General features: G+C 67.8%; 23 protein-coding genes. 10 read left to right on the forward strand and 13 right to left on the reverse strand.

The features are described from left to right. Window positions 1-180: 180 nt before the first annotated feature. The 3 genes from ACGF2Y_RS03225 to ACGF2Y_RS03235 are packed head-to-tail and all read right to left on the reverse strand — an operon-like array spanning window position 181 to window position 1,540. A complete protein-coding gene (locus ACGF2Y_RS03225; protein ID WP_360790195.1) occupies window positions 181-390 on the reverse strand; it encodes a DUF397 domain-containing protein in 210 nt (69 codons plus the stop codon). A 32-nt stretch (window positions 391-422) separates the two neighbouring features. Then, window positions 423-659 (reverse strand): DUF397 domain-containing protein, encoded by a 237-nt coding sequence (locus ACGF2Y_RS03230; protein ID WP_392942820.1) that lies wholly within the window; start codon window positions 657-659, stop codon window positions 423-425. Window positions 660-664: 5 nt separating this feature from the next. Continuing rightward, the gene (locus tag ACGF2Y_RS03235; RefSeq protein WP_392942822.1) at window positions 665-1,540 is read right to left on the reverse strand and encodes a helix-turn-helix domain-containing protein; all 876 of its coding nucleotides are present in this window, start codon (window positions 1,538-1,540) and stop codon (window positions 665-667) included. Window positions 1,541-2,001: 461 nt separating this feature from the next. Here ACGF2Y_RS03235 and ACGF2Y_RS03240 point away from each other — a divergent pair, with 461 nt between their 5' ends. The 10 genes from ACGF2Y_RS03240 to ACGF2Y_RS03285 all read left to right on the forward strand — a co-directional run bounded on the left by ACGF2Y_RS03240 (window position 2,002) and on the right by ACGF2Y_RS03285 (window position 7,756). Beyond that, window positions 2,002-2,364, forward strand: a complete 363-nt coding sequence (locus ACGF2Y_RS03240; RefSeq protein WP_392942824.1) for an ATP-binding protein — start codon at window positions 2,002-2,004, stop codon at window positions 2,362-2,364. Beyond that, window positions 2,361-2,789, forward strand: a complete 429-nt coding sequence (locus ACGF2Y_RS03245; RefSeq protein ID WP_392942826.1) for an ATP-binding protein — start codon at window positions 2,361-2,363, stop codon at window positions 2,787-2,789. The genes ACGF2Y_RS03240 and ACGF2Y_RS03245 overlap by 4 nt, the downstream gene beginning before the upstream one ends. After that, entirely contained in the window at window positions 2,786-3,250 is a 465-nt protein-coding gene (locus ACGF2Y_RS03250; protein WP_392942828.1) for a DUF6415 family natural product biosynthesis protein, read from the forward strand. The genes ACGF2Y_RS03245 and ACGF2Y_RS03250 overlap by 4 nt, the downstream gene beginning before the upstream one ends. Window positions 3,251-3,367: 117 nt before the next feature. Next, the gene (locus ACGF2Y_RS03255; RefSeq protein WP_392942830.1) at window positions 3,368-3,580 is read left to right on the forward strand and encodes a DUF5999 family protein; all 213 of its coding nucleotides are present in this window, start codon (window positions 3,368-3,370) and stop codon (window positions 3,578-3,580) included. An 8-nt stretch (window positions 3,581-3,588) separates the two neighbouring features. After that, on the forward strand, window positions 3,589-4,467 hold the full coding sequence (locus ACGF2Y_RS03260; RefSeq protein ID WP_392942832.1) for a hypothetical protein: 879 nt from the start codon (window positions 3,589-3,591) through the stop codon (window positions 4,465-4,467). A gap of 110 nt (window positions 4,468-4,577) precedes the next feature. Continuing rightward, a complete protein-coding gene (locus ACGF2Y_RS03265; RefSeq protein ID WP_392942834.1) occupies window positions 4,578-5,225 on the forward strand; it encodes a DUF6624 domain-containing protein in 648 nt (215 codons plus the stop codon). 186 nt (window positions 5,226-5,411) lie between these two features. Then, window positions 5,412-5,879: a DUF6082 family protein gene (locus tag ACGF2Y_RS03270; protein WP_392942836.1), complete on the forward strand. Its 468-nt coding sequence runs from the start codon at window positions 5,412-5,414 to the stop codon at window positions 5,877-5,879. Window positions 5,880-5,930: 51 nt separating this feature from the next. After that, complete coding sequence (locus ACGF2Y_RS03275; protein WP_392942837.1) at window positions 5,931-7,064, forward strand: radical SAM protein; 1,134 nt, start codon at window positions 5,931-5,933, stop codon at window positions 7,062-7,064. After that, window positions 7,061-7,192, forward strand: a complete 132-nt coding sequence (locus ACGF2Y_RS03280; protein WP_392942839.1) for a hypothetical protein — start codon at window positions 7,061-7,063, stop codon at window positions 7,190-7,192. The genes ACGF2Y_RS03275 and ACGF2Y_RS03280 overlap by 4 nt, the downstream gene beginning before the upstream one ends. 84 nt (window positions 7,193-7,276) lie before the next feature. Beyond that, complete coding sequence (locus ACGF2Y_RS03285; RefSeq protein WP_392942841.1) at window positions 7,277-7,756, forward strand: hypothetical protein; 480 nt, start codon at window positions 7,277-7,279, stop codon at window positions 7,754-7,756. Between the two features lie 42 nt (window positions 7,757-7,798). On the opposite strand, the gene ACGF2Y_RS03290 is transcribed toward ACGF2Y_RS03285, so the two are convergent. From ACGF2Y_RS03290 to ACGF2Y_RS03335, 10 genes are all read right to left on the reverse strand, one after another. After that, window positions 7,799-8,146, reverse strand: coding sequence for a DUF6300 family protein (locus ACGF2Y_RS03290; RefSeq protein WP_392942843.1), 348 nt, complete (start codon window positions 8,144-8,146; stop codon window positions 7,799-7,801). Beyond that, window positions 8,143-11,733: a DNA polymerase III subunit alpha gene (dnaE, locus tag ACGF2Y_RS03295; RefSeq protein WP_360790236.1), complete on the reverse strand. Its 3,591-nt coding sequence runs from the start codon at window positions 11,731-11,733 to the stop codon at window positions 8,143-8,145. Before dnaE ends, ACGF2Y_RS03290 begins: the two co-directional genes overlap by 4 nt. A 472-nt stretch (window positions 11,734-12,205) precedes the next feature. After that, window positions 12,206-16,642, reverse strand: coding sequence for a MobF family relaxase (gene mobF / locus ACGF2Y_RS03300; protein WP_392942845.1), 4,437 nt, complete (start codon window positions 16,640-16,642; stop codon window positions 12,206-12,208). A 645-nt stretch (window positions 16,643-17,287) separates the two neighbouring features. Next, window positions 17,288-17,464: a hypothetical protein gene (locus ACGF2Y_RS03305; RefSeq protein ID WP_360790242.1), complete on the reverse strand. Its 177-nt coding sequence runs from the start codon at window positions 17,462-17,464 to the stop codon at window positions 17,288-17,290. Window positions 17,465-17,467: 3 nt separating this feature from the next. Beyond that, window positions 17,468-18,121: a hypothetical protein gene (locus tag ACGF2Y_RS03310; RefSeq protein WP_392942846.1), complete on the reverse strand. Its 654-nt coding sequence runs from the start codon at window positions 18,119-18,121 to the stop codon at window positions 17,468-17,470. Between the two features lie 44 nt (window positions 18,122-18,165). Beyond that, the gene (locus ACGF2Y_RS03315) at window positions 18,166-18,444 is read right to left on the reverse strand and encodes a DUF6211 family protein (RefSeq protein WP_392942847.1); all 279 of its coding nucleotides are present in this window, start codon (window positions 18,442-18,444) and stop codon (window positions 18,166-18,168) included. A 198-nt stretch (window positions 18,445-18,642) separates the two neighbouring features. Continuing rightward, window positions 18,643-19,251 (reverse strand): DUF6349 family protein, encoded by a 609-nt coding sequence (locus ACGF2Y_RS03320; protein ID WP_392942849.1) that lies wholly within the window; start codon window positions 19,249-19,251, stop codon window positions 18,643-18,645. Then, complete coding sequence (locus tag ACGF2Y_RS03325) at window positions 19,248-19,646, reverse strand: DUF6181 family protein (RefSeq protein WP_392942851.1); 399 nt, start codon at window positions 19,644-19,646, stop codon at window positions 19,248-19,250. The genes ACGF2Y_RS03320 and ACGF2Y_RS03325 overlap by 4 nt, the downstream gene beginning before the upstream one ends. Window positions 19,647-19,689: 43 nt before the next feature. Continuing rightward, complete coding sequence (locus ACGF2Y_RS03330; RefSeq protein WP_392942852.1) at window positions 19,690-20,118, reverse strand: DUF6197 family protein; 429 nt, start codon at window positions 20,116-20,118, stop codon at window positions 19,690-19,692. A gap of 62 nt (window positions 20,119-20,180) precedes the next feature. Then, a complete protein-coding gene (locus tag ACGF2Y_RS03335; protein WP_392942854.1) occupies window positions 20,181-20,846 on the reverse strand; it encodes a hypothetical protein in 666 nt (221 codons plus the stop codon). Between the last annotated feature and the right edge of the window lie 22 nt (window positions 20,847-20,868).

A 20,868-nucleotide genomic window follows, 5' to 3' on the forward strand; every position in this document is an offset into this window, starting at 1 on the left:
GTAGCGGCCTCATGTGGATGCGGATGAGCGGTCCAGCTGTCTCTCCGGTCCAACCGAGGTAGTTCCGTTCCCGAGCCGCCCGGGGCCTCTACGGGTAGTCTCGCTCGTGCACGGCAAAGCCGGGCCTCCTCACCATGTCTGAGGGGGCCCGACTGCCGTATTGAACGCCTTGCTCCCTGACTAGCTGGCGGTGTGCCTCACGAAGGTGGACCAGGCGGCAGGGCGGACGCCGAACGGGGAGACCGTGAGGTCCTTGGAGTCACGGACGAAGACCGAGGTCGGCTGGATGGCGATCTCGACACAGCAGTTGCCGCTGCCCTCCGAATATGAGGACTTAGTCCACGTGTTTCCGGGCGCAACAGCGAGCAAGGGCATCACAGATGTGGTCACGGACTTCCCTTCCGTCGGTCTTCCTCACGGGTTCAGGCGCGTGTAGCGGTCTGGAACTCTTCGTCGCGGAGACTCGTGACGAAGGTGCTCCATGAATCACACGGGAAGACGAGCGCGGGTCCCCGCTTGTCCTTGCTGTCGCGGACGCCGACCGTGGAGACCAGAGCGGCGGTCTCGACGCAGGCGTTCCCCTCCGCCCCGCTGTACGACGACTTCGTCCACGCGCTCTCAGGCGCGAGGGTGAGTGCGGGTGTCCCGGTGGTGGTCACGATGTTCACTTCTTTCGTTCCAGGTCCTTTTGGACTTCGTCTATGAAATTCGGCGTCTCGCTAGGATCGAGTGCCGCCGCCCGCAGGGCATCAAACCTGCGGCCGTATTTTCCGACCTCGGGCTTCTTCTCCGTAATACTGGCCTGCCCGCTGGGCTGGTCGGCTTGGACGATCTTCCCGAGCGGTTCACCCATGTCGAGCAGGATGAAGTTCCCGCTGGCTCGGTAGCCGGTGGCCTTGCTCGGCAGTATCTGGACGGTGATGTGGTCCAGCGCAGCGAGTCGCTTGATCTCCTCGTACTGTCCGGCCATCACCTCCCTGCTGCCGATGGTGCTGCGCAGCGTGTCCTCGCCCATGACGATCCAGAGTCCACGAGGCTGGGTGCTGGTGATCAGCTTCTTGCGGTCCATACGCAGCTCAACGTTGGCGTCGATGAACTCGGTGGTCGTCTCATCGACCGCCTTCGCGGACATGAGAAGCGCACGGGCGTACTCCTTTGTCTGAAGCAGGCCGAAGACGAGCGTGGGCTGCCATGCGGCGATGCTGAGCGCATCGCTCTCCATCCCCACGTACTCGCGCATGCCCTTGGTCAGGTGCGGCGTGTAAGGCGTCCACCACGCTTCACTCAAGGACTCACGGTGGATCAGGAGCAGGCTGTCGACAACCTCGGGGTCGTCTTCACCGTAGTGCGCCAGGAGCGCCCGCAGGTCCTTCGGGTTGGTCAGACCCGTACGACCTCTTTCCACGCGCCACAGCTTCTCAGGGGAGAACCCCAGCTCGGTCGCGACGTCCTCGCGGCGCAGCTTGAGGTCTTCCCGCATCTTCTCCAGCACCTTGCCCAGGTGCACCCGTCGGCTGGTCGGTCCCTTTGGTGCGGCCACTGATCCGATCCCCTTCCGTTGTGCCGAGGCCCGCTCCAGTCGAGTCGGGTCCAACCGTCCCTGAGTCCAGTCGAACCGTCCGAGAGTCCGGTTCAATCATCCCCAAGTACCGCTCTGCAATGCGTGAGTCAGGCGTGTGGCACCCAGAGTTCCCCTTGCACAGCCAAGAGTCCAGTCAGTTGGATATGCCATTCTGCGTGAAAATTGCACGGCGCCTTGCAGCTCAACTCTTCTATGCAACAGAGTAGTTGTGCCGAGAGGCGAAGGGACCCAGACAGGGGCATCAGTACTCGCCGCCGCGTCCCTACGTTGCCGCATCCCCTGAGCTGGAGGACTGGGTAATGACACTCACCGCGTTCGACCGAGTAGGGCCGCAGGGCCCCGGCGGTCGTGTGAGAAGGGCACCCAGCGTCCGCCACTGCCAGGTCAGCATCGTCCGCTCAACGCCGGCCGGTGAGCCGATGGGCGTCGATGACCTTCGTCGGCCGGGGCAGCTGCGGCGGCTGAACTGCGCCCTCCTGAAGCTCTGGGGCTTACGGCCGTGCATCGGTGACGCCGAGCTCGTCCTCACGGAGCTGGCCACGAACGCCTTCCAGCACGGCGGCGGGGACGACATCACCGTCACCTGGTGCGCGGACGCCGCGCGCCTCATCATCCAGGTGAAGGACAGCTCCCACGAACGCCCCGTGCTCCGGGCCGTGGACGAAGTCTCGGAGCGCGGGCGCGGGCTGTGCATCGTTGAGGCGCTGGCCGCAGAGTGGGGCATCAGCGAGGACGGCACCACCGTCCACTGCGCGCTCGCTCTCCCGGGGCGTGCGGCATGACCACCACCGCCCCACCGCTCGTGGTGCCACTCGTCCAGGAGCACCGGCTGACGATCCGCTCGTACCTGCCGGCCCAGGACGCCCAGAGCGCACGCCTCCAGGCGGTGACGTGCCTCCTCGCGTTCGCATGGTCCGGCCCGTGCGGTTTGGCAGTGCAAACCGTCGACCAGTTGGTGCGCAACGCGAGCAAGTTCGGGCAGTGCTCAGGCGGAAACATCGGCCTTCGGGTCGGACTCACCGACGTCGATGACCTGCTGATCGACGTGACTGACCACAACCCCGAGTTTGACTCCTTCGACGACGCAGTGGCCGGCCGCGTCGGACAAGGACTCTGGCACGTTACTCAGTACGGGGCCGCCGTGTCCTGGTACCCCCACAAGCACGGGAAGACCGTGCGCGCGGTGATGGGCGGTGCCCACTCATGACCGTCGTGGAGGCCGCCCCGCCGAAGCCACACCCCCTCTCCGTCCATGTCCCCGAGAAGCACGTCCCGCTCCGCACCCCGGAGTTCTACGCGGACATCGTGGCGCGGCTGCGGCTCTGGAAGCCGCTGCCCGTCGGGACGATCCTCGACACGTTGCACCAGGTGCTGGAGTCCCCGACCCCGCCTCCCGATCGAGAGCTGGTTCACGTCCACTGGGAGCTCCGTTCCTGGCACGAACGGCTGAGCACCATCGCCACGGCGGACCAGCGCTTCCCTCCCCCCGCCGACGTCCTCCGGCTGGTCAACGCCGGGAGGGCAATCGGTGACGAGCCGATCGGCGACGGTACGCAGGCCCTCGGCCCCGTACGCCGCCTGGCCTCGACGCTCTCGGACCTCCTCGACGAGATAGCGAGGACCCAGGGTCTCCGCGTCGAGGACGACGAAGACCAGGGCCAGGCCTGAACGTGCGTGGAGCGCCGTTCCCCATAAACCCCCTCTCCGGTGCCGGGCTGGCAGTTCGCTCCCCCCGGGCGGCCGGCGCCGGAGAGGGCTCAGAGCAGCACATCAGAAAGGACAACCATGTGCTCGCACACTCCGCCCTGTCCGCCCGCTGACAGGCCAGACCGCGAGGGCGCCAAGGTCGTCGCCCGGGACAGCGGCGTGGGGTCCTCCCGGCTTTGCAACGGCATCCTGCTCTTCGAGGACACCGGTGGCCTCCAGCCGGACGGCCAGATCATCGAGCCGCACAGCGCGCCCGTCGCTGGGGACCTCCGGACCTGGATGGGCTTCTGATGGACGTGATGGCGTTAGACGAGACCGGCCGCCACGAGGACCTGCGCAGGCAGGTCGGCGGCATTCTGGCCCTGGTCGCCCCGCTGGTGAAGCCGACGACAGGCCTGGACCTGCCGGGGCTGGTGGCCGTCCGGATCGTCCCCGTGGAGACCTGGCAGTCCGAGCAGGCCGCGGAGACGGCCCGCCTCCTGCGGGCATACCGAGAGCTGAATCCGTTCTGGAAGCGGCCCGGGATCGCGCTGCTCGGCACCGCGATGCTCCGCACCTTCCGCCGGCTCTCCGCAGACCTGGGCGGGGTCATGGTGATGGCTGCCACCCAGCCGGGGCCGGGAGCCGACGAATCCCAGACGCTTCTGGTCCCGGAGGCACTGGAGCACACCGGTGTCCTGTCCGACCCGGAGTTCCTCACCCAGGTGATCGTGCACGAACTGGTCCACCACGCTCAGAACCGTGCATCCCGACACCGAGCCGACTGGGCCGCGCACACGCCGAAGGTCCTCGTCCGCGGAAACGGCGTGGCCTACCTGGAGGAAGGACACGCCCGCTGGGCGGACCAGATCATCACCCGCGACTTGTTCGGCGCCTCAGTTGATGCTGACAGCGCACCAAAATCCGAGCGGTATAAGGAAGTGGCCGGGCGCAAGGAGATCGCCCGCCTCAGACCGAAGGTCAACCCGTACAAGGTGGGCCGAGCCCTCGTCGCGTCGGCGATCGACACCGTGGGCACGCAGGAGCTGAACGTGGTGTGGTCCAACCCGCTGCTCCTGCCCAGCAAGGACGAGGTGGCCGACGCCGTCGCTGCCCTTGCCGCCGACGAACCCACGCGGCCCGAACTCTGGGCCTCCCGCCTCGCAAGCGCGACCGACGTACGAAGCTCCATCGACTGACCGTCCTCCTCCCCCCAGAACGCCGCGCTCTGCCCACCCCCAGCCCCCCGCACGGGCGGGCGGGGCGCGGTCGCGCTCCCCACCCGGCCCCCTCGCCGAAGGAGTTGTCCATGACTGCCATGCTCGACCTCGGCCGCCCGCCCGCGCCTGCGGAACGTCACCCGGAAGGGAGCGCCGTGATCCCCCCACCGCAGCGCCCCGACATGCAACGCGAACTGATGGCGCGCGCGGCGACGGCCCGCTCCACCTGGGCCCGCCTCGCCCGCATGCAGCTCTCCGATCAGGAGATCGGCCGGGGGCGCCACGTCGACCACGCCAACGCCGGCGTGCTGCGCAGGATCTTCGCCGAACACGACTGGCCGGGCGTCCCTCTGGTCGGTCACGACGGGTCGACAGCGGCCTTCCTGATCGCGCTCCACGCCGATACCCAGCCGGACGTACAAGGGTCGGCTGCCCGGCTGATGTATGCGGCCGTGCAGCGGGGCAACGCCTCGCTCCGGCAGTGGGCGCGTCTGCATGACCGTTGTCTCCTCAACGCCGGGGTGCCGCAGCTCTTCGGTACGCAGTACCGCCTCGGCCCCGGCGGTCCGGAACGTCAGCCGGTGCGCGATCCGGATGCCCTGGACGCACGCCGTGCCGATGCCGCGTTGCCGCCGGCGGACGAGGCCCTGCACGTGCTTCGTCTTCGCCTCGCAGCAGACCCGCCCGCCCCGGTCGAGGAGCACGACGGCCCGCCCCTGCTGGGCAGCGGGCGGTGAAGCGGCCCCTGCAGATCCTCGACTTCGTCGGCGCCATCGGCACGATCGTTACGGCGGCGCAGATGGACCCGATCTGACCGAGCAGCGCTATCCGCCTGAACGCCCCACACACAGACCCGCCGCCGTCCTCGGCATGTCCGGACCCGGGCGGCACCACCAGCACGACCGAAAGGGCTGTTGCAACACATGAATATCAGCACTTCAATTCTCCTGGCGGGCGTGACCGCTGCTGCCGTCGGTGCGGCCCGGATTGTCCAGGAGACCCGGCACCAACGGCAGCGGAACGAGACCGTGCTCGCGGGCCACCAGATCGAATGGTTGTCCCAGGTTTCCGCGAACGCCGACCTCGCCGAGATGTGGGCGCCTGTGGGTGTGGAAGCCAGGGCGTATCAGGAGTACATGACCGCGAACCGGATGTTCTGCCAGCTCAGCTTGCGAAACCGCCTCGGTTTCGTCACCGAGCGGCAACTGCCGTTTCACGCCTCCGCGCTCATGAACGTCGAGGCCTGCCGGAGGTACTGGGCTCGGTTCGCCGCTGTCCGCGAGGAGGAGGCCATCGGCGATGAGGTCGCCGAGAAGTTCAATGCCGCCATGCGCATCGCCTTCCATGCCCACGACCAGAAGCAGTCCGCATCAGCATCAGCCGCTCGGTAGGCCGGAATCGGTGCACAGCCGACCCGGTCTCCCCGGAACAGAGGAAAAGACGTGCACGAGCTGATTGTGTCCCCGTTCCTCGGCGAGCACTGGATTCTCCGGGCTGGGAACGCCCGCGGCGTGAAGATCAAGCCGCACCGGTACCTGGAGCTCCAACAGGCGACTACCCGGGAGGACGCTGGCCTTCCTGACTGGCTGACCGGCCTCGCGCATCGGCTCTGGGGCATCGATCTCGCAGGCCGCCCCGCGCATGAGGCCCTCCTGGTCCGCGCGCCGTCGTCCCTTTCCTACGGGCGGGCCTCCTACGAACTCAACCTGGGCTGCAACTGGGACTGCCCTCACTGCTACCTGGGTCTGAAGGAGTTCACCGGTCTGCCGTGGCCGGAACGACAGCGTCTCCTGCACACGTTGCGCGACGCAGGCGTTCTCTGGTTACAGATCACCGGAGGTGAGCCGACCATCGATCCGCACTTCGCCGCGGTGTACTCGCTGGCCTACGACCTCGGCATGATGATCGAAGTCCTGACCAACGGATCGCGCCTCCACAACAAGCTCATCCTCGGGCTGCTCACGGAGCGAAGGCCGTACCGGGTCACGCTCAGCGTGTACGGGGCGACGCAGGACACCTACGACAGGATGACGCAGCGCAAGGGGGCCTGGAAGTCCTTCCGCGACGGCGTCGAGGCCGCTCACCGAGCGGGTCTGCCGTTGGAGTTCAGCATCATCGTCACCCGCGACAACGAGCACGAAGTCGACGCGATGCACGCCCTCGCAAAGTCGTACGGGGCCAAGATCCGCGAGTACAACAACATGACCCCGACCTACTTCGGAACGAGCTCTCCGCTCGCCACCCAGTCCCAGACCCGGCAGCGCGAACGTCAGGTCTTCACCGGTTGCGACGCCGGCCACACCTCCCTGCACGTGGACCCGCACGGGAAAGCCAGCGTCTGCAAAGTTGCCCGCGACCATCCGATCCCACTTCTGGAGGAAGGTCTCGACGGGCTCACCAAGCTCGGGGGAATCGCTGACAAGGCTCTGCTCCGCCAGGGAGGATGCGCCGGCTGCACGCTCAGCTCACAGTGCAGCACCTGCATGCCTCTGGCACAGCGCTATCGCCAGGCCAACGCTCCCCTGGGGTCCTACTGCCAGCACACCAAGAACCGGAAGGAGGTGAACACACCATGACCGCCATCGCAGTGGAAATCACCACGCCGTCGCAGGCCACGGACGACGAGTTCGAGATCGTCGAGAACCTGGACGAGGTCTCCAGCACCGACGTCATGCTCGGCTGCGGCGAAGACAACCCGTTCTAGTCGCGGGTGCCAGGTGTGCGGGGCCGACGGTACCTCGTCGGCCCCGCACACTCCGTTCCAAGATCATCCAACCGAGGATCGCTCATGCTCGAAGACCCGCTGATCCACCCGCATCAACCGCTCACCACCCCGGCCGGGGAGGAGGTGAACGTCGACATCGGGATGGTCCCGGTCATCGAACGGCTGTGGAAGATCGGTCTGCGCACAACAGCTTGTTGCCAGGACGTCGGGGAAGCCACCCGCTCCGTACGCGACGGCCGGCACCCGTCACCGCTCGCGTACAGCGGTGACGGGTTCATCGCCTATCACGACGGATACGCCCTGCTGAAAATGCCACGAGAGGACGCTCAGACGCTGGCTGACCTCGTGGCCCGCATGCCTGCTTTCGCAGAGGCAATCAGTGATCGCTGGGGGCCCGAGGGCTGGCGCATGAACGTTCCTCTTCTCCACGACGACGGGGTCACCCACCTCGGCACGGACGCCTGGATTCACTTCCCCAACGTGCAGATCCCCACCCTCACCACGGCCCTGGACACGGTACTCGCCCAGGTCCCGCCCACGTAGAGAATCGCCGGGCCGCACGGCTTCCGGCGCCCAGAGCAGCTCCTACAGTTCACCGCGCCGGAAGCGCTCTTCCTCGTCGGCGAGATCCTGCTCGTTGACCCTCCGGCGGGCAATTTCCGCGGTCCAGTCCGCCGCCAGGTCAGCGAACAAGGGAAGGTTCTGCTCGCTCAGTTGGCCGTGCACGTCGAACAGGGCAAGGAGCTGTACGGCGGCCGGGTCCGCTGCGTCGCAGGAGGAACACAGCACTACTTCCCGGATTCCGGGGACGACCTCCCCCCTCTGGTTCTTCCACGAGTTCGAGAAGCGGGTCAGCATCAGACCGGGCCGCCCGCAGCGTCCGCAAGGCGGTACGTCATCCAGCTGGACGACGGGCGCCGGTTCGTTGCTCATACGACTCCTACCCATACGTCGGCACCCAGGGTGCCCTTGACGTCGGAAGCCACCGACGTCGGGTCCACCTCGTAGCCGAGCGCGTACACGACGGTCTTGTCCAGCCCACGCACCTGGAGGCGAACGGGGCTGGTACCTCGGTGTGCTCCCAAGATCCGCTTGAGTTCCTTCACAGTCCGGTCGTTGACCTGGTGGGAACGCAGTTGGAGTTGTACCGGAGGTCGGCCACCGCTCTCGGCCGATGACACATCCAGTACCTGGAGTTCCTGGCCAAAGACGCTGATGGTGCCTTCGCGGTCGTTCAGCCGGCCGGTCACGGAGACCACACTGTCGTGGATCAGGGCGGACTGGACAAGAGCGAACGCTGCGGGGAAGAACAGGACTTCCATTTCGCCATCACGGTCCGCGAGGTTGATGATCGCCCAAGCGTTGCCCTGTTTGGTCATCTTCAACGTGACGCCGGTGATCAGGCCGGCCAGCTGCACCATGCCCTCGCTGCGGCCGGAGCCGAGCAGCTCGCTGATCGTGGTATCCCGTTGACGGGAGAGGATGTGCTCGGTTCCGTCCAGGGGATGCGCGGAGACGTACATGCCGAGCATTTCCCGTTCGGTGGCGAGAAGCTGCTTACGCGGCCACTCGCCGTCGTCGATGGGAAAGTCCAGGCCGAAGGCCGCTGTCTCCGGATCGTCCGCCCCGAGATCACCGAACAGGTCGTCCTGGCCGATGGCGGCCTGCTTCTTGACCGGGATCACCGAGTCGATGGCGTCCTCGTGTACTGCGGACAGACCCTTTCGCGTGTGCTGGAGGGAGTCGAACGCTCCTCCCTTGATCAGGGACTCCACGGCCCTCTTGTTCAGCGCGCCGATCTCAGCCTTGTCGAGAAAGTCGGCGAAAGACGAGTATTTACCCTTCTGTTTGCGGGTGCTGACCAGGGACTCGATCACGTTGTCGCCGACGTTGCGGATCGACCGCAGGCCGAAGCGGACGTCGTCGCCAATGGCGGTGAAGTTCGCCACGGACTCGTTGATGTCCGGCTGGAGGACGCGGACACCGAGCTTGCGGGCGTCGGCCAGGTAGATCCCGGCCTTGTCCTTGTCGTCACCGACGGACGTGAGGAGAGCGGCCATGTACTCGGCTGGGTAGTTCGCCTTGAGGTAGGCCGTCCAGTACGAGACGAGCCCGTATCCGGCGGTGTGCGACTTGTTGAACGCGTACCCGGAGAAGGGGAGCATGACGTCCCACAGGGCCTTGATGGCCTCCTCGGAGTACTGGTTGTCCCTCATGCCGCCGTGGAACTTCTCCCACTCCGCGGCCAGGACCTCGGGCTTCTTCTTGCCCATCGCGCGGCGCAGCAGGTCGGCGCCGCCAAGGGTGTACCCGGCGAGCTGCCGGGCGATGGCCATGATCTGCTCCTGGTACACAAGCAAGTGGAAGGTGTTACCGAGGATGGGCTCCAGGGCGGCTTCCAGCTCGGGGTGGATCGGGGCGATCTCCTGCCTGCCGGTCTTGCGGTGCGCGTAGTTCATGTGCGCGTTCGCCGCCATCGGGCCCGGACGGTACAAGGCGAGGGCTGCGGCGATGTCTTCGAACCGTGAGGGTTCCATCGCCTTGAGGAGCGTGCGCATCCCGCCACCGTCGAGCTGGAACACGCCGAAGGTGTCGCCACGGGCCAGAAGCTGGAAAGTGGTCGCGTCGTCCAGGGGAATGGCCTGGTCGCCGTCCTGGGGGACAGTGTCGGTGGTGATGCGCACACCGCGGTTTTCGCGGATGTTCTGGATCGCGTGATCGATGACGCCCAGGTTCCGCAGCCCCAGGAAGTCCATCTTGACCAGACCCATGTCCTCGCAGGACGGGTAGTCAAATCCGGTGATCTTGACGCCGTCCTTGGCCCGCATGTGCAGCGGGATACGGTCGGTCAGCCGGGTCTTGGACAGGATCACCGCGGCTGCGTGGACGCCGGTGTTGCGGATCAGCCCCTCGACACCCATCGCGCCGTCGACGACCTTGCGGACGTCCGGCTCGTTCTCGTACAGCGCCCGGATCTCGCCGGCCTCGCCGTAGCGGGGGTGGTTCTTGTCGAAGATCCCAGGGAGCGGAATCGACTTGCCCATGACGTCCGGCGGCAGGGCCTTGGTGATCCGCTCGCCGTGGGAGAAGGGGTAGCCGAGCAGCCGCGAGGTGTCCTTGATCGCGTTCTTGGCCTTGAGCTTTCCGAACGTGTTAACCATGGCGGTGAACTCGTCGCCGTACTTTTCGACGACGTAGCGCACCATGCGGTCACGGTGGCGGTCGTCAAAGTCCAAGTCGACGTCCGGCGGGTTGATGCGCTCAGGGTTGAGGAACCGCTCGAAGAGCAGTCCGTGCTCCAGCGGGCACAGCTCCGTGATCCGGGTCGCGTACGCGACGATCGATCCGGTCGCCGAACCACGGCCCGGTCCGACAGGAATCTTCTGATCCCGGGCGTACTGGCAGATGTCCGCGACGACGAGGAAGTACGAGGAGAAACCCATCGGACCGATGACAGTCATCTCTGTCTCGAACCGCTCCATGACCGGATCCGGAATCGGAGAGCCGTAGCGCATCTCCAGGCCCTTGATGCACTCCCGGCGCAGCCACGATTCCTGGGTCTCGCCATCCGGAACGTCGGGGTACTGAGGCATCTCGTCCTCGGGGGCGAATACCTCCTCGTACGATTCGATGCGCTCGGCGATCAGCAGCGTGTTGTCGCACGCCTCGGGCAGCTCGGAAAAGAGCTGCCGCATCTCGGCGGCGGTCTTGAGGTAGTAGCCGCTGCCGTTGAACTTGAAGCGGTTGGGGTCGGCCTTGTCCTTGCCGACGCCGATACAGAGCAGGTTGTCGTGCGCGTCAGCGTGCTCTTCGAGGACGTAGTGAGCGTCGTTCGTGGCGAGCAGCGGGATGTTCAGGTCCTTGGCCAGGCGCAGCAGATCGGCGCGGACGTTGCGCTCCAGGTCCAGGCCGTGGTCCATCAGCTCCAGGAAGTAGTTCTCCTTCCCGAGGATGTCCTGGTAGGAGGCCGCCACCTCCCGGGCCTCGTCGTACTGGTTCAGCCGCAGCCGCGTCTGGATCGCGCCGGAAGGACATCCGGTCGTCCCGATAATCCCCTCGGAGTGCTCGGCGATCAGCTCCATGTCCATGCGGGGCTTGCCGGCGGGAAACTGGCCGGTGTAGCTGGCCTCGGTCGAGAGGTAGAACAGGTTCCGCAGGCCCTGGACATTCCGGGCCCACATCGTCATGTGGGTGAAACGGCCACCACCGGAGACATCCTTCGATCCCTCGCCGTCATCCGACATGGCGCGCACTCCGCCAGGGCCCCAGAACTCCTGCTTCCGGTTCCGGCGGCTGGACGGTGCGACGTACGCCTCGATCCCGATGATCGGCTTGACGCCTTCGAAACCCTTCGCCACCTGTTGGAACTCGTAGGCCCCGAACATGTTCCCGTGATCGGACATCGCGATGGCGGGCATGCCCTGGCGGTCGACCTCAGCGAACATCGGCTTGAGCCGCTGAGCCCCGTCGAGCATGGAATATTCGGTGTGATTGTGCAGGTGAACAAAGGAATCAGGCACCGGGTGCGTACCTCCGCGGCGGGGCAAGGGGAAGTCCCCAGCCTATCCCCGGAGAGGCTGGGAGGCGCCGCAGTCCGGTCCGCTCCGACCAGGATCAGCGACGGGGGAGCACTGTGACCTCTGCCTATCACGGAAAGTTTTTGGAGGGCGGCGTGCAGTAGTGAGCGAAGCGTCTCTACACATCTTCTGCTCGAACCGGCGTCTCTCAGCAACGTCTGGCCGCTGAACTCCGTACATGGGGCGAGCAAGGCGTTGACGCCCGGCCACGACCGATGCATCGCGCCGGGAGAACGCCGACTGTGTCGAGAACGACCAGCTCGATCGGCGTCTACAGGCCCGGCTGCGCGCCACTGCCGTGTTTCTCAGCGTCGCCCTGCGCAACGCTGCCAACCGTAGCGCTCCGGCATGCGGAACCCCGCCCCTGTCTCTGGTGCATGCCGGTCACCTGGACGAGAAGAACCAGCGGACTAGGTCACAGAAGCGGCCCAACGGGTGGCTCGGTCGGTCCATCGTGCGGCTGATGCACATGCGCGTCGGCTTGCCCGGTGTAGGGAGAGACAGGGACCCCATCTCGCCCATGCTGGTGACGGGGCTCGTCACTCAACGACGGCGGCTTCCCTTCGGCCCGCGCTGACAATTCGTTCCGAAGACCAGTGACGCGGTAGGCCGCACCGTTAGACGTGTTGCGCGCCTTGGTTGCCTCGGCACGATTTTGCTTCGCTGCCTGGTTGTCCTTCTTCTGGGCCCGCCGAAGGAGCAAAGCATTCTTCTCTTGCGGCATCTCCACTTCGATGAGCACAGCTTCCTGCTCACTGACCGGCCCAGACCGCTGGGTGACCTCGTGGAGCCGCGTGATCATCTGCTCCAGTTCTCGCGTGTCCTCCTCGCGTGTACGAAGCGATTCCTCACGGTCTGCCTCGACCGCAGCCCGATCCTCTCCACGCAGCACCGGCCGCCCGAAACGGCCTGTCTCAGATAGCCGCTGTTCGAGCCCATGGATACGAGCCTGTGTGTGGTGGAGTCGGGCAGTGCACTCCGTGATTGTGCCGCCCAGTGTTTGGACTTCGCGGATCGCCACGGCACGCTGGGCAATGTCCTGCTGTCGGCGGCTGAGCGCGAGTGCGTTCGGGCCTGTCCCAGCGGCAGCCTGCTGTTCGGCGTGATCGGCGGCGACCTCCGCCTTATCGGCTGCCGCGCTGGTGGCGCGCGCTGCCACGGCAGCCTTGCGCGCTGCATCGCGCAGAGCCGAAGTGGTGAGGTGAGCGTATGGGCGGTCGGCCGTCGGCACAGGTTCCGGAGATGCGGTCAACAGCTCGCTCTCGACGGCGGGCACCGGGGCGGGGCGGTCCTCGGTCTCCATGTCCTCGTCGGGCGTGTCCGCGTCGTACGGTTCTCCGGTATCGCGTGCGCCCGGGGCCGGCAGGTCCGCGACGGCCTGGCGGACGTGAGCGGGGACCGCGTTCTTCGGGAGTTCGGTGAGGATCATGCGTTCCTCGGTGCCGGTCTCGATCTCGCGGATGAGGCCCGCGACGGCGCGGTCAAGCTGTTCCTGGTCGGTGAGTGCGTCGCCGTGGCGGGCGCGGTCGGCGTCGGTCTCGTAGACGGAGAGCGGCAGGAAGAGGTGGGACTCCTTCTTGTCGCGGCTCATCATCGTGTAGAGGGCGTTCGCCTGAGCGCCGGGTCCGTATACCAGAGCCTCTTGGACGGTGAGGCCCTGCGACTTGTGGCCGGTGATCGCGTATCCGAGGCTGAGCCCGCCCTGTGCGATGTAGTCGGCGTCCACCCATTCGGCAACGTCGCGGTGGCCGTCCTCGGTCTTCTCGCGCCACTCGACCAGCACCCGGCGTTCGTCGTCCACGGCACGCACGATTCCGCGGTAGCCGTTCAGGACGTCTTCGTTCTGCCCTCGGCTCTTCTTGCCCCGGTAGTCGTTGACTCGAAGGAGGACCTGGTCACCGACGGACAGGGTCAGCTCGCCGCCACCGGGCAGCGCGTAGGCGTGCTCGGGACCAGTGAGGTCGCCGTTCTCCTTCCGCAGTGCGCGGGCGCCGGTGTTCAGCTCTTCCACGATCTCGTTGGTGGCAGCGAGCATGAGGAGCTGCTGCACGGCGGTGTGGTCGTCGTTGTGCGTGGCCCGCTTGCCGGCCCAGACGGTGAGCATCGCAGCGAGGGTGGTGTCCTTGTCCGCGAGAGCGTGCACGCGGCCGGTCCCGGCGAAGGTACGGAGCGATTCCACGCGGTTGTCGTCGCGCCACAGCTCCAGGGCCCGGCGCTCGACCATGTCCTTCTGGCGGAAATTCTGGCTGAGGGTGAGCCCGCCCACGAGGTGGTGCACGGCGGCGAAGCTGCCGCCGATGCCGGGCGAGTGGAGCTGCTTGGGGTCACCGATGCCGACGACCTTCGTGCCGGTTTCCGCGGCGTGGGTGAGGAGTTCGGCGATGTCGCGGTCATCGCACATAGCGGCTTCATCCACGACCAACACGTCCACGCCGGTGAGGCCGGAGCCTCCGTTGCGGATGCCGGTCAACCAGGACGCGAGGGTGCGGGACTCGATGCCCGCCTCGGCCTTCAGGTTCGCGGCGGCGACGGCGGCTGTACTCGCGCCGGCGATGACGAGACCGTGCGCCTCCCATGCCTGGCGCGCGGTGTCCATGATCGTGGTCTTGCCCGATCCGGCGATACCCACGACGGCGTCGATTCCGTGCCCGGCCGTGAGCAGTCGTTCGAGGACGGCACGCTGTTCGTCGGAGAACGTGAAACTGCCGCCGTGCTGGGCCTCGACGGTGGACAGCGTCATGTCGACCGTGTCGCTGCTGACGGCGGCGGCCTGAGTCCCGAGCCGGTTCGTGGCCTCGGAGACGATCAGCGCTTCGGCCGCCACGACATCCGCCGTGGTGTACCGGTCGGCGTGCGCAAAGTGCTGGGCGCCCTTCGGATTGAGCTGGACCGCGTATCCGGCGTGCCGGAGCACGGAGTTGGTGAGCTGTTCGGCCTCGGCGGCGTCCGCGACGCCGTACGGGAGGGCGTCCAGCACGGCGGCGATGGCGGCGGCGTGGGTGAACTCCTTGGAGTGGCTGGTCAGGCCGGTCTTTGGGTCGAAGACCTGGGCGCACAGCTCGTCCAGGGTGGGGCTCTGGTCTGCTCGGTCCTGTTCCATCGCGCTGGCTGCGATGGCGTTGGGGTCGTCTCCGGCCGCACGGCCTTCGGCCTGCCAGTAGGCGCGGAGGACATCGTCTCCGACCCCGGCGGCCTCGCCGTTCTTCGCGGCCTTGGACGCGGTGGAGGCGGCGGTGCGCTCGCGGGTCGAGGCGCTGTCGTAGTCGATGCCGAGTTTCGTCAGCAGGTCCCGGACCTGGCTGTCGCGCTTACTGAACAGCCGGATCGTGGCCTCGGGGATCGCTGCGATCTCCCACGCTCCGGTCCGCTCCTCGCGGCGGAAACTGATGCCGAACTCGTTGGTCAGCTCGCGGCGGATGCGGGCGTTCATGAGGGACTGGGTCGCGCGGGTGTGCCGGTGGAGGTCTCGGCCCCCGCTGGCCATCGTGGACCACTTGCCGTCGGTGCCCTTGACCATGTTGGCGAGGGTGAAGTGCAGGTGGAAGTGGGGGTCTCCGTACGGGGCACCGTCGACGGGGCGGGCGGCGCGGTGGACCATCATCCAGCCGGAGAACCCGCTCGTCTTCACGGTCTCGGCCTCGTCGCCATCGCCGTGGTGGCCGCGCATCGCGTATGCGGTCCACCGCTCCAGCGCACCGATCGACTCCCGGCCGGCGGCCGTGTAGATGCCTTCGACCTGGGCGGCGATCTCCTCGGGCGCGTACGCGAGGAACGCGGACTTCGACTTCGCCAAGTCCAAGGTGACGTCAGCACCGCGGTTGCCGACTTGCACGCGGCCTTCGAGGAGGGCGGCCTTGATCTCCTCGACGTCCCATATGTCCTCGGGCGTGAGCCCTGCCGCCTTGGCCATCGCGACGGCTTCGCGGACGTCCATCGGCAGGTCCCGGAGCCGACGTGCCCCTTCGCTTTCGGTCTGGGCATACCGGCGCTTCATGGACTCGGCGTCGAACAGGTCAGCGGGCTGCTGTCCGGTCTCGGTGGCGTGGGCCTCGACCGCGCGCAGGAGTGCACGGGCGTCCAGGTGGCCGCCCGCCTCTGCGGCGATGGCCGTCTCCACCGTGTTCTCGCCGTAGAGGTCGACGGCGTTGATACCGACGGCATCGGCGAGCTTCAGCACCGTGGAGATGGGGACGCGGTGCGTCTCTCCGAACCGCTTGAGCTGGCTCTCCATCCGGCGGAAGGCGTCCTGCTTGCGCTTGGAGTCGAGCAGAGAGACGGGGTTCACGCTGCGTTCGGCGGCGGCGCGGCGGATGGCGCGGGCCAGTGGGGCGGCGGGGAGCTTGGCGGCCGGCGCGATGGCCAGCTTGGGTTCCACGAGGGTCTGCCCGGTCCGGGGGTCTTCCCCGAGCATGAGGCGTCGGGCGGCCGGGAACTGCTCGGGAGCGAGGGTGCTGCCGGGCGTGATGTCGAACTCGGTGAGCCCGCCGCCGATCCAGACCAGGGGTCGTTCGCTGGCGTCCAGGTGGTAGTCCACCTGTCCGTCGGCGGCCCGTGGGGGGAGGGCCTGTTCGCCGTAGAGGTCGCGGGCGTCGAGTCCGGCTGCGGTGGCGACTTCGACGGCGTCGAATCCCGTGAACCGAGCAGTGCCCTTGCTGCGGATGAGTCCGCGGGCGCGGAAAAAGGTGCGCTTGGCCTCGCGGTTAGCGAGCAGGGAGGCGACGGGGGCACCGGCGGCTTCGGCCTTCGCCTCGATGGCGGCAATGAGTGGCGCGGCGTCGACCGCTACGGACTTCCCGCATCCGTGACCGCCGGTAAGGCGGTACTCAACCTGCTCGTCGGAGGGGCCGATCATGGTCACCCATCCCATCGACCCGCTCACCCCCCGCTCTCATCCGGTCAGTTTCGGCCGTCTTGGCTGATTGTATCGTCACGAAGTGACGATACCTTGGTCCCCTAATTTCAAGATCATGATCAACGGAGGGGGACCTCGGGCACTCGGAGTGGCCTGGTAGCTCCTGCGGATCAGGCTCGTGGAGTTTGATGTCCTGTTGGACTGTTACCTCTGCGAGAGGTGCGCGGGCTCAGGTGCCGTGCGTGGCTGAGGCGGTATGACGATCCGGTGTCGGTGCGGCACCTGCGCGGGGCTATGTCGTTGGTCGGGGTATGGAGCACACCCCGGACCAGGCGGCTTCCCGCCGGTTCGCCGAGTTGTCGGGCTCGTACTGGATGTCCTCGGACTCCCCGGCGTACGGGGGTGACGCGGAGGGCCGTTTCAGACCGGGGCATCAGCCTCCGCCCCCGCACCCGAGGCGATCGGCTGAGGGGCGGAGCGGGCTCCCGTTCCGTGGCTCGTAGCCGCTGATCCGTCGCCTGCTGTTGGGTCGTGCGGTCATGGTTGGGCCCTGCTCGGCCCGACAGCGCCAGGTGACATGACGAAGGTCCCCGCTCCGGCGGAGCGGGGACCTTCGTCATGCGGGCCGTGTGGTTCGGCCGGCGGCTACGTGTTCAGGGGCCACTCGCCGAACGGCACCGGCGCCTGACCGTGAGCATGGCGCACGGCTTCCTCCGTACCGCACGTGGTGCAGATGAAGACCTCGCGGGCGGCGGTCAGCCGGGAACGTGCGGGCCGTTCACCGAGCGGGCCGCCGCAGCGCGGACAGCGGGCGTCGGACACGGGTCACTCCTCGGGGTGCTCGCGGGCGGACTTGAGGATGAGGTTCCAGGTGGGGCGGGAGTAGGTCTTCTCCGTCTGGCCCTGGAGTTGGGGGATCAGGTCGGCGTTCTTCGCGCCAGGGTTCGCCGCGATGGCCTGCCGGGCGAGGATCAGCCGCTCGTCTCCCTGGTAGGGGTAGGCCAGTCCGCGGCGGCCGGTGGGCCGTCCGCCGGCGTGCCCGCGGCCCTTGCGGTCTGCGAGGTACTGCCACAGCCTCCAGCGCTTCCACTTCGGGCGTCGCCGGGTCGGAAGCTCGTCCCAGTCGTCGGGCTCGGGCCACCCCTCGGGCGGGTTCTTGACGTAGTGGGAGACGGTGGTGGAGTCGGCGAACCCGCAGACCTTCGCGGCTTCGGCGGGGCCGACCATCTCTTCGGGGTCGCCGTCGAGCTTCGGCGGGTTGGTGGTGCTGGCTGCGGCGCGCTGCCGCTGAAGCTCGTGGTGCCACGTTGCCCATACGTCGCCGTCCCAGTGCATGACGCCGTCGATGGTGTCCGCGACGGGCGGGTGCCCGTTGTTCTCCCGGTCGGTCCAGAGATTCTGAAGCGTCGGCTCGCTGATGCTGTGGACCTTGCGCAGGGCCGCGCGTGAGTAGAGCGTGCGGCCGGTCTTGCGGGACACGGTCGCCTCCTGTTCTTGGTCGGGATCGCGACCGCTCGGCGCGGTCACTGGATGTCGTCCGGGTCCGGGGCCGGCGTCCACGTGCGGCTGCCTGCCGGTTCGAGCCGGGTGAGGGTGGCTATGTCGGCCACGGGGACGGCGGCGGCCCAGTCGGCACGGCCGGGGTGGTCGACGGGCAGGTTGAGCACGAGGTGCCGGCCGGTCGGGGGGAAGTCCTCCACGATGACGAAGGTGTCGGTGGGATCGGCGCCGATGCTGTTACCCCTCGTGAGCTGGGCGATGTCGCCAGGCTGGGGACAGTCGGGGTGTCGGTCACATAGCATGGTGTGGTCTTTCTGGTGAGAGAGACACCGACGGCCAGCGCCTTGTTGCCCTTGTGCGCTGGCCGTCATCTGTTGTCTGGGGTGTGTGACGCCCGGGGGCGCACGGCCGGTCGGAGGTTGCCCGCTCCGCTGACGGCGGAGTAATTAAACCACCTTTGGGTTGAGCGGGTGGGGCCCTGATCCGGAGGACGGCAGTCATCAGAAGAGGGCACCCTGATCTGCGGGACGGTGGCCCCGATCGCGCGGGGGCCGGGTGACGTGGAGTTCGTAGCGGGGACGTCCCGCGTGCGGCGGGGCGTGAGCTTCGCGGCGGTACCGTCTCCAGGCCACGACGGGTGCGCCCTGGTCGATCCAGCCCGCCGGGTACCGGGCGGTGAGCTGAGCCCATCGGCCCCGATTCTGCGGGACGGCCCACCGGTCCTCGACCGTGGTGATCGGCGGCAGTGACCGCCAGTCGGGGAACGCATGGTCGTGGGCGTCCTCTACGGCCTCGTTGTCACCGTTCCCGAACTCGTCGCCGGAGTGCACGGGGCCTTCCCACTCGCACGCGAGACACCCGCCGCGGAACTCCTGCTCGTCTCTCCGGCGGCCGGTCGGCCGGCTGCGGGAGAGCAGGGTCGGGGTGTGGTGTGCGGGCGGGTCCAGTTCGTGGCCGAGGTCGCTGTACGCGCCGCCGGGATGTCCGGGCTGGATGTGCCACGCCTGGGCCGCGCTCTCGGGCCGGTGGCGTGTCCGTGCGTTGCGCACTCGCCAGTAGTACGTCTGCCGTGCCCGTGCTCCGGTCGGCTTGGCGACGGTTGCGGTCACGACGTCCTGCTTCCGGCGGCCAGCACTTCGCGGAGCGGGTCAGCGAGCACGGCTTGTTCGTCGGGGGCGTCGAGGAACCGCGGCCCGTACGCGCGGCGCACGGCGCGGCGGGCGTCCTGGTGGCGGTTGAGTTCCGGGTAGTACGGAGATCGGTCGAGCACGTCATAGCCGTGCTGGGTGAGCACGTCTGCGATGAGCGACCGGACCTGTACGGGGTCGAGGGCGGAGAGGTCAGTTTCCCCGGGGGCCGCGAGGAGCGCGCGGATCAGCTCGGTCGCGCTGAGCCGGGGGTGGAGGGGAACGCTGAGTCGGTGGACGCCGTCCCGGCTGGGGGTGGCGGCTCCTCGGCGGCTCGGCGTCCTGGTGGTGCTGCGGTCTTCTGTCGTCTCGTCCATCGCGTGGCCTTCGGTGGCTCGGGATTCTGGCGGGCGTCGGGGGTCAGAACAGGGCGTGCTCGGCGCGAGCGGCGGCGGTACGGAAAGCGTGAGCGGCATCGGCGGCGGTACGGCCGGGCTCGGCGCTCCACCGGTCGATGGCCTCGCGGTGCAGGGCCCTGGCGGCGGTGGGGTCGTCGGCGGCGACGGGGTGACCGGCGAGGGTTTCCGCGAGGATGGCGAACGCCTGGTCGCGGGCGCGGTCGATGCGGTCCCAGTCGTACGTCCGGCCGGCGGCTCCCCGCCCGTGGCCGGTGGCGACTTCGAGGGCGCCGCGCGGCCAGCACGGCAACGTGGCCGTACGGCCCGGACCGGCGAACAGGTGGTGGCCCTGGTGGAGGCCGACGTGTTCGATGTGGCGGGCGGCCCATTCCAGGATCGCGGCCGGAGTGTCGGCGATGACGACGCTTTCGGGAGTGTGGCGGGTCGGCACGGTGCTGTCCTTCGGAGAGAACGGGGGCGGCGGCGCGCTGCCGCCGCCCCTCGGTCGGGCTGCTAGTGGTAGGCGGGGATCAAGCGGCGGACCTTGTCTTCTCCGATGCAGCCGCCCTTGTGACGGCGCACGCTCGGCGGCTCTCCGTTGCGTCCGCGCAGGTGTGACCAGAACTTCGGGCCTTCCCACGGGCACAATTCACAGCTGAGGAACCAGTGGTTATCGCTGCCGGGAAACCCGGTGAGGACTGCCCGCCAGTGGTGGGCCCGGAGTCCCGCGAACGCGATCTGGGCGCCCTCGATGTTGCGATCGTTGACCGGCATCCGCGGGTGGAGGAGAGGCACCGGCCCGCACAAGGGCGTGGGGGCCTCGGCAAGCACCTGGTCCAGGGGGACGGCGCCGATCCGACCGGCGGTGTACTCCTCCGCGAGATGGGCGGCGGCCATATCGGTGCCAGGGGTCCCCTTGGGCGGACGGCGGAGGTTGCGTTCGCCCTCGGTGGTGAGGACGAGCCAATCCCGGTGCCACCTGAAGGCGCGGCCGATGACCTGGTCTTCGCCAACGATCACGGGGTATCGGCACTGGATGTCGGGGGCGCCGACGCGGTACTTCGGGAGGGTGGTGCCCTCGGTTGCGGGGACGATCAGCTTGCCCGCAACCGTGTCGGGGGCGGTAACCGTGTCGGGGGCGGTGATGGTCGCGGGTCGTTCGAGGAGTTGCGTGGTCATGGTGGTGCCCTGTTCTGGTGAG

This window comes from Streptomyces sp. NPDC048142, assembly GCF_043202835.1.
GTDB lineage: Bacteria > Actinomycetota > Actinomycetes > Streptomycetales > Streptomycetaceae > Streptomyces.

Coding starts and splice junctions, on each gene's coding strand:
- ACGF2Y_RS03240 (WP_392942824.1), top strand. CDS start 2,002: ATGGGCGTCGATGACCTTCGTCGGCCGGGGCAGCTGCGGCGGCTGAAC.
- ACGF2Y_RS03245 (WP_392942826.1), top strand. CDS start 2,361: ATGACCACCACCGCCCCACCGCTCGTGGTGCCACTCGTCCAGGAGCAC.
- ACGF2Y_RS03250 (WP_392942828.1), top strand. CDS start 2,786: ATGACCGTCGTGGAGGCCGCCCCGCCGAAGCCACACCCCCTCTCCGTC.
- ACGF2Y_RS03255 (WP_392942830.1), top strand. CDS start 3,368: ATGTGCTCGCACACTCCGCCCTGTCCGCCCGCTGACAGGCCAGACCGC.
- ACGF2Y_RS03260 (WP_392942832.1), top strand. CDS start 3,589: ATGGCGTTAGACGAGACCGGCCGCCACGAGGACCTGCGCAGGCAGGTC.
- ACGF2Y_RS03265 (WP_392942834.1), top strand. CDS start 4,578: ATGACTGCCATGCTCGACCTCGGCCGCCCGCCCGCGCCTGCGGAACGT.
- ACGF2Y_RS03270 (WP_392942836.1), top strand. CDS start 5,412: ATGAATATCAGCACTTCAATTCTCCTGGCGGGCGTGACCGCTGCTGCC.
- ACGF2Y_RS03280 (WP_392942839.1), top strand. CDS start 7,061: ATGACCGCCATCGCAGTGGAAATCACCACGCCGTCGCAGGCCACGGAC.
- ACGF2Y_RS03285 (WP_392942841.1), top strand. CDS start 7,277: ATGCTCGAAGACCCGCTGATCCACCCGCATCAACCGCTCACCACCCCG.
- ACGF2Y_RS03290 (WP_392942843.1), bottom strand. CDS start 8,146: ATGAGCAACGAACCGGCGCCCGTCGTCCAGCTGGATGACGTACCGCCT.
- mobF (WP_392942845.1), bottom strand. CDS start 16,642: ATGATCGGCCCCTCCGACGAGCAGGTTGAGTACCGCCTTACCGGCGGT.
- ACGF2Y_RS03315 (WP_392942847.1), bottom strand. CDS start 18,444: ATGCTATGTGACCGACACCCCGACTGTCCCCAGCCTGGCGACATCGCC.
- ACGF2Y_RS03325 (WP_392942851.1), bottom strand. CDS start 19,646: ATGGACGAGACGACAGAAGACCGCAGCACCACCAGGACGCCGAGCCGC.
- ACGF2Y_RS03335 (WP_392942854.1), bottom strand. CDS start 20,846: ATGACCACGCAACTCCTCGAACGACCCGCGACCATCACCGCCCCCGAC.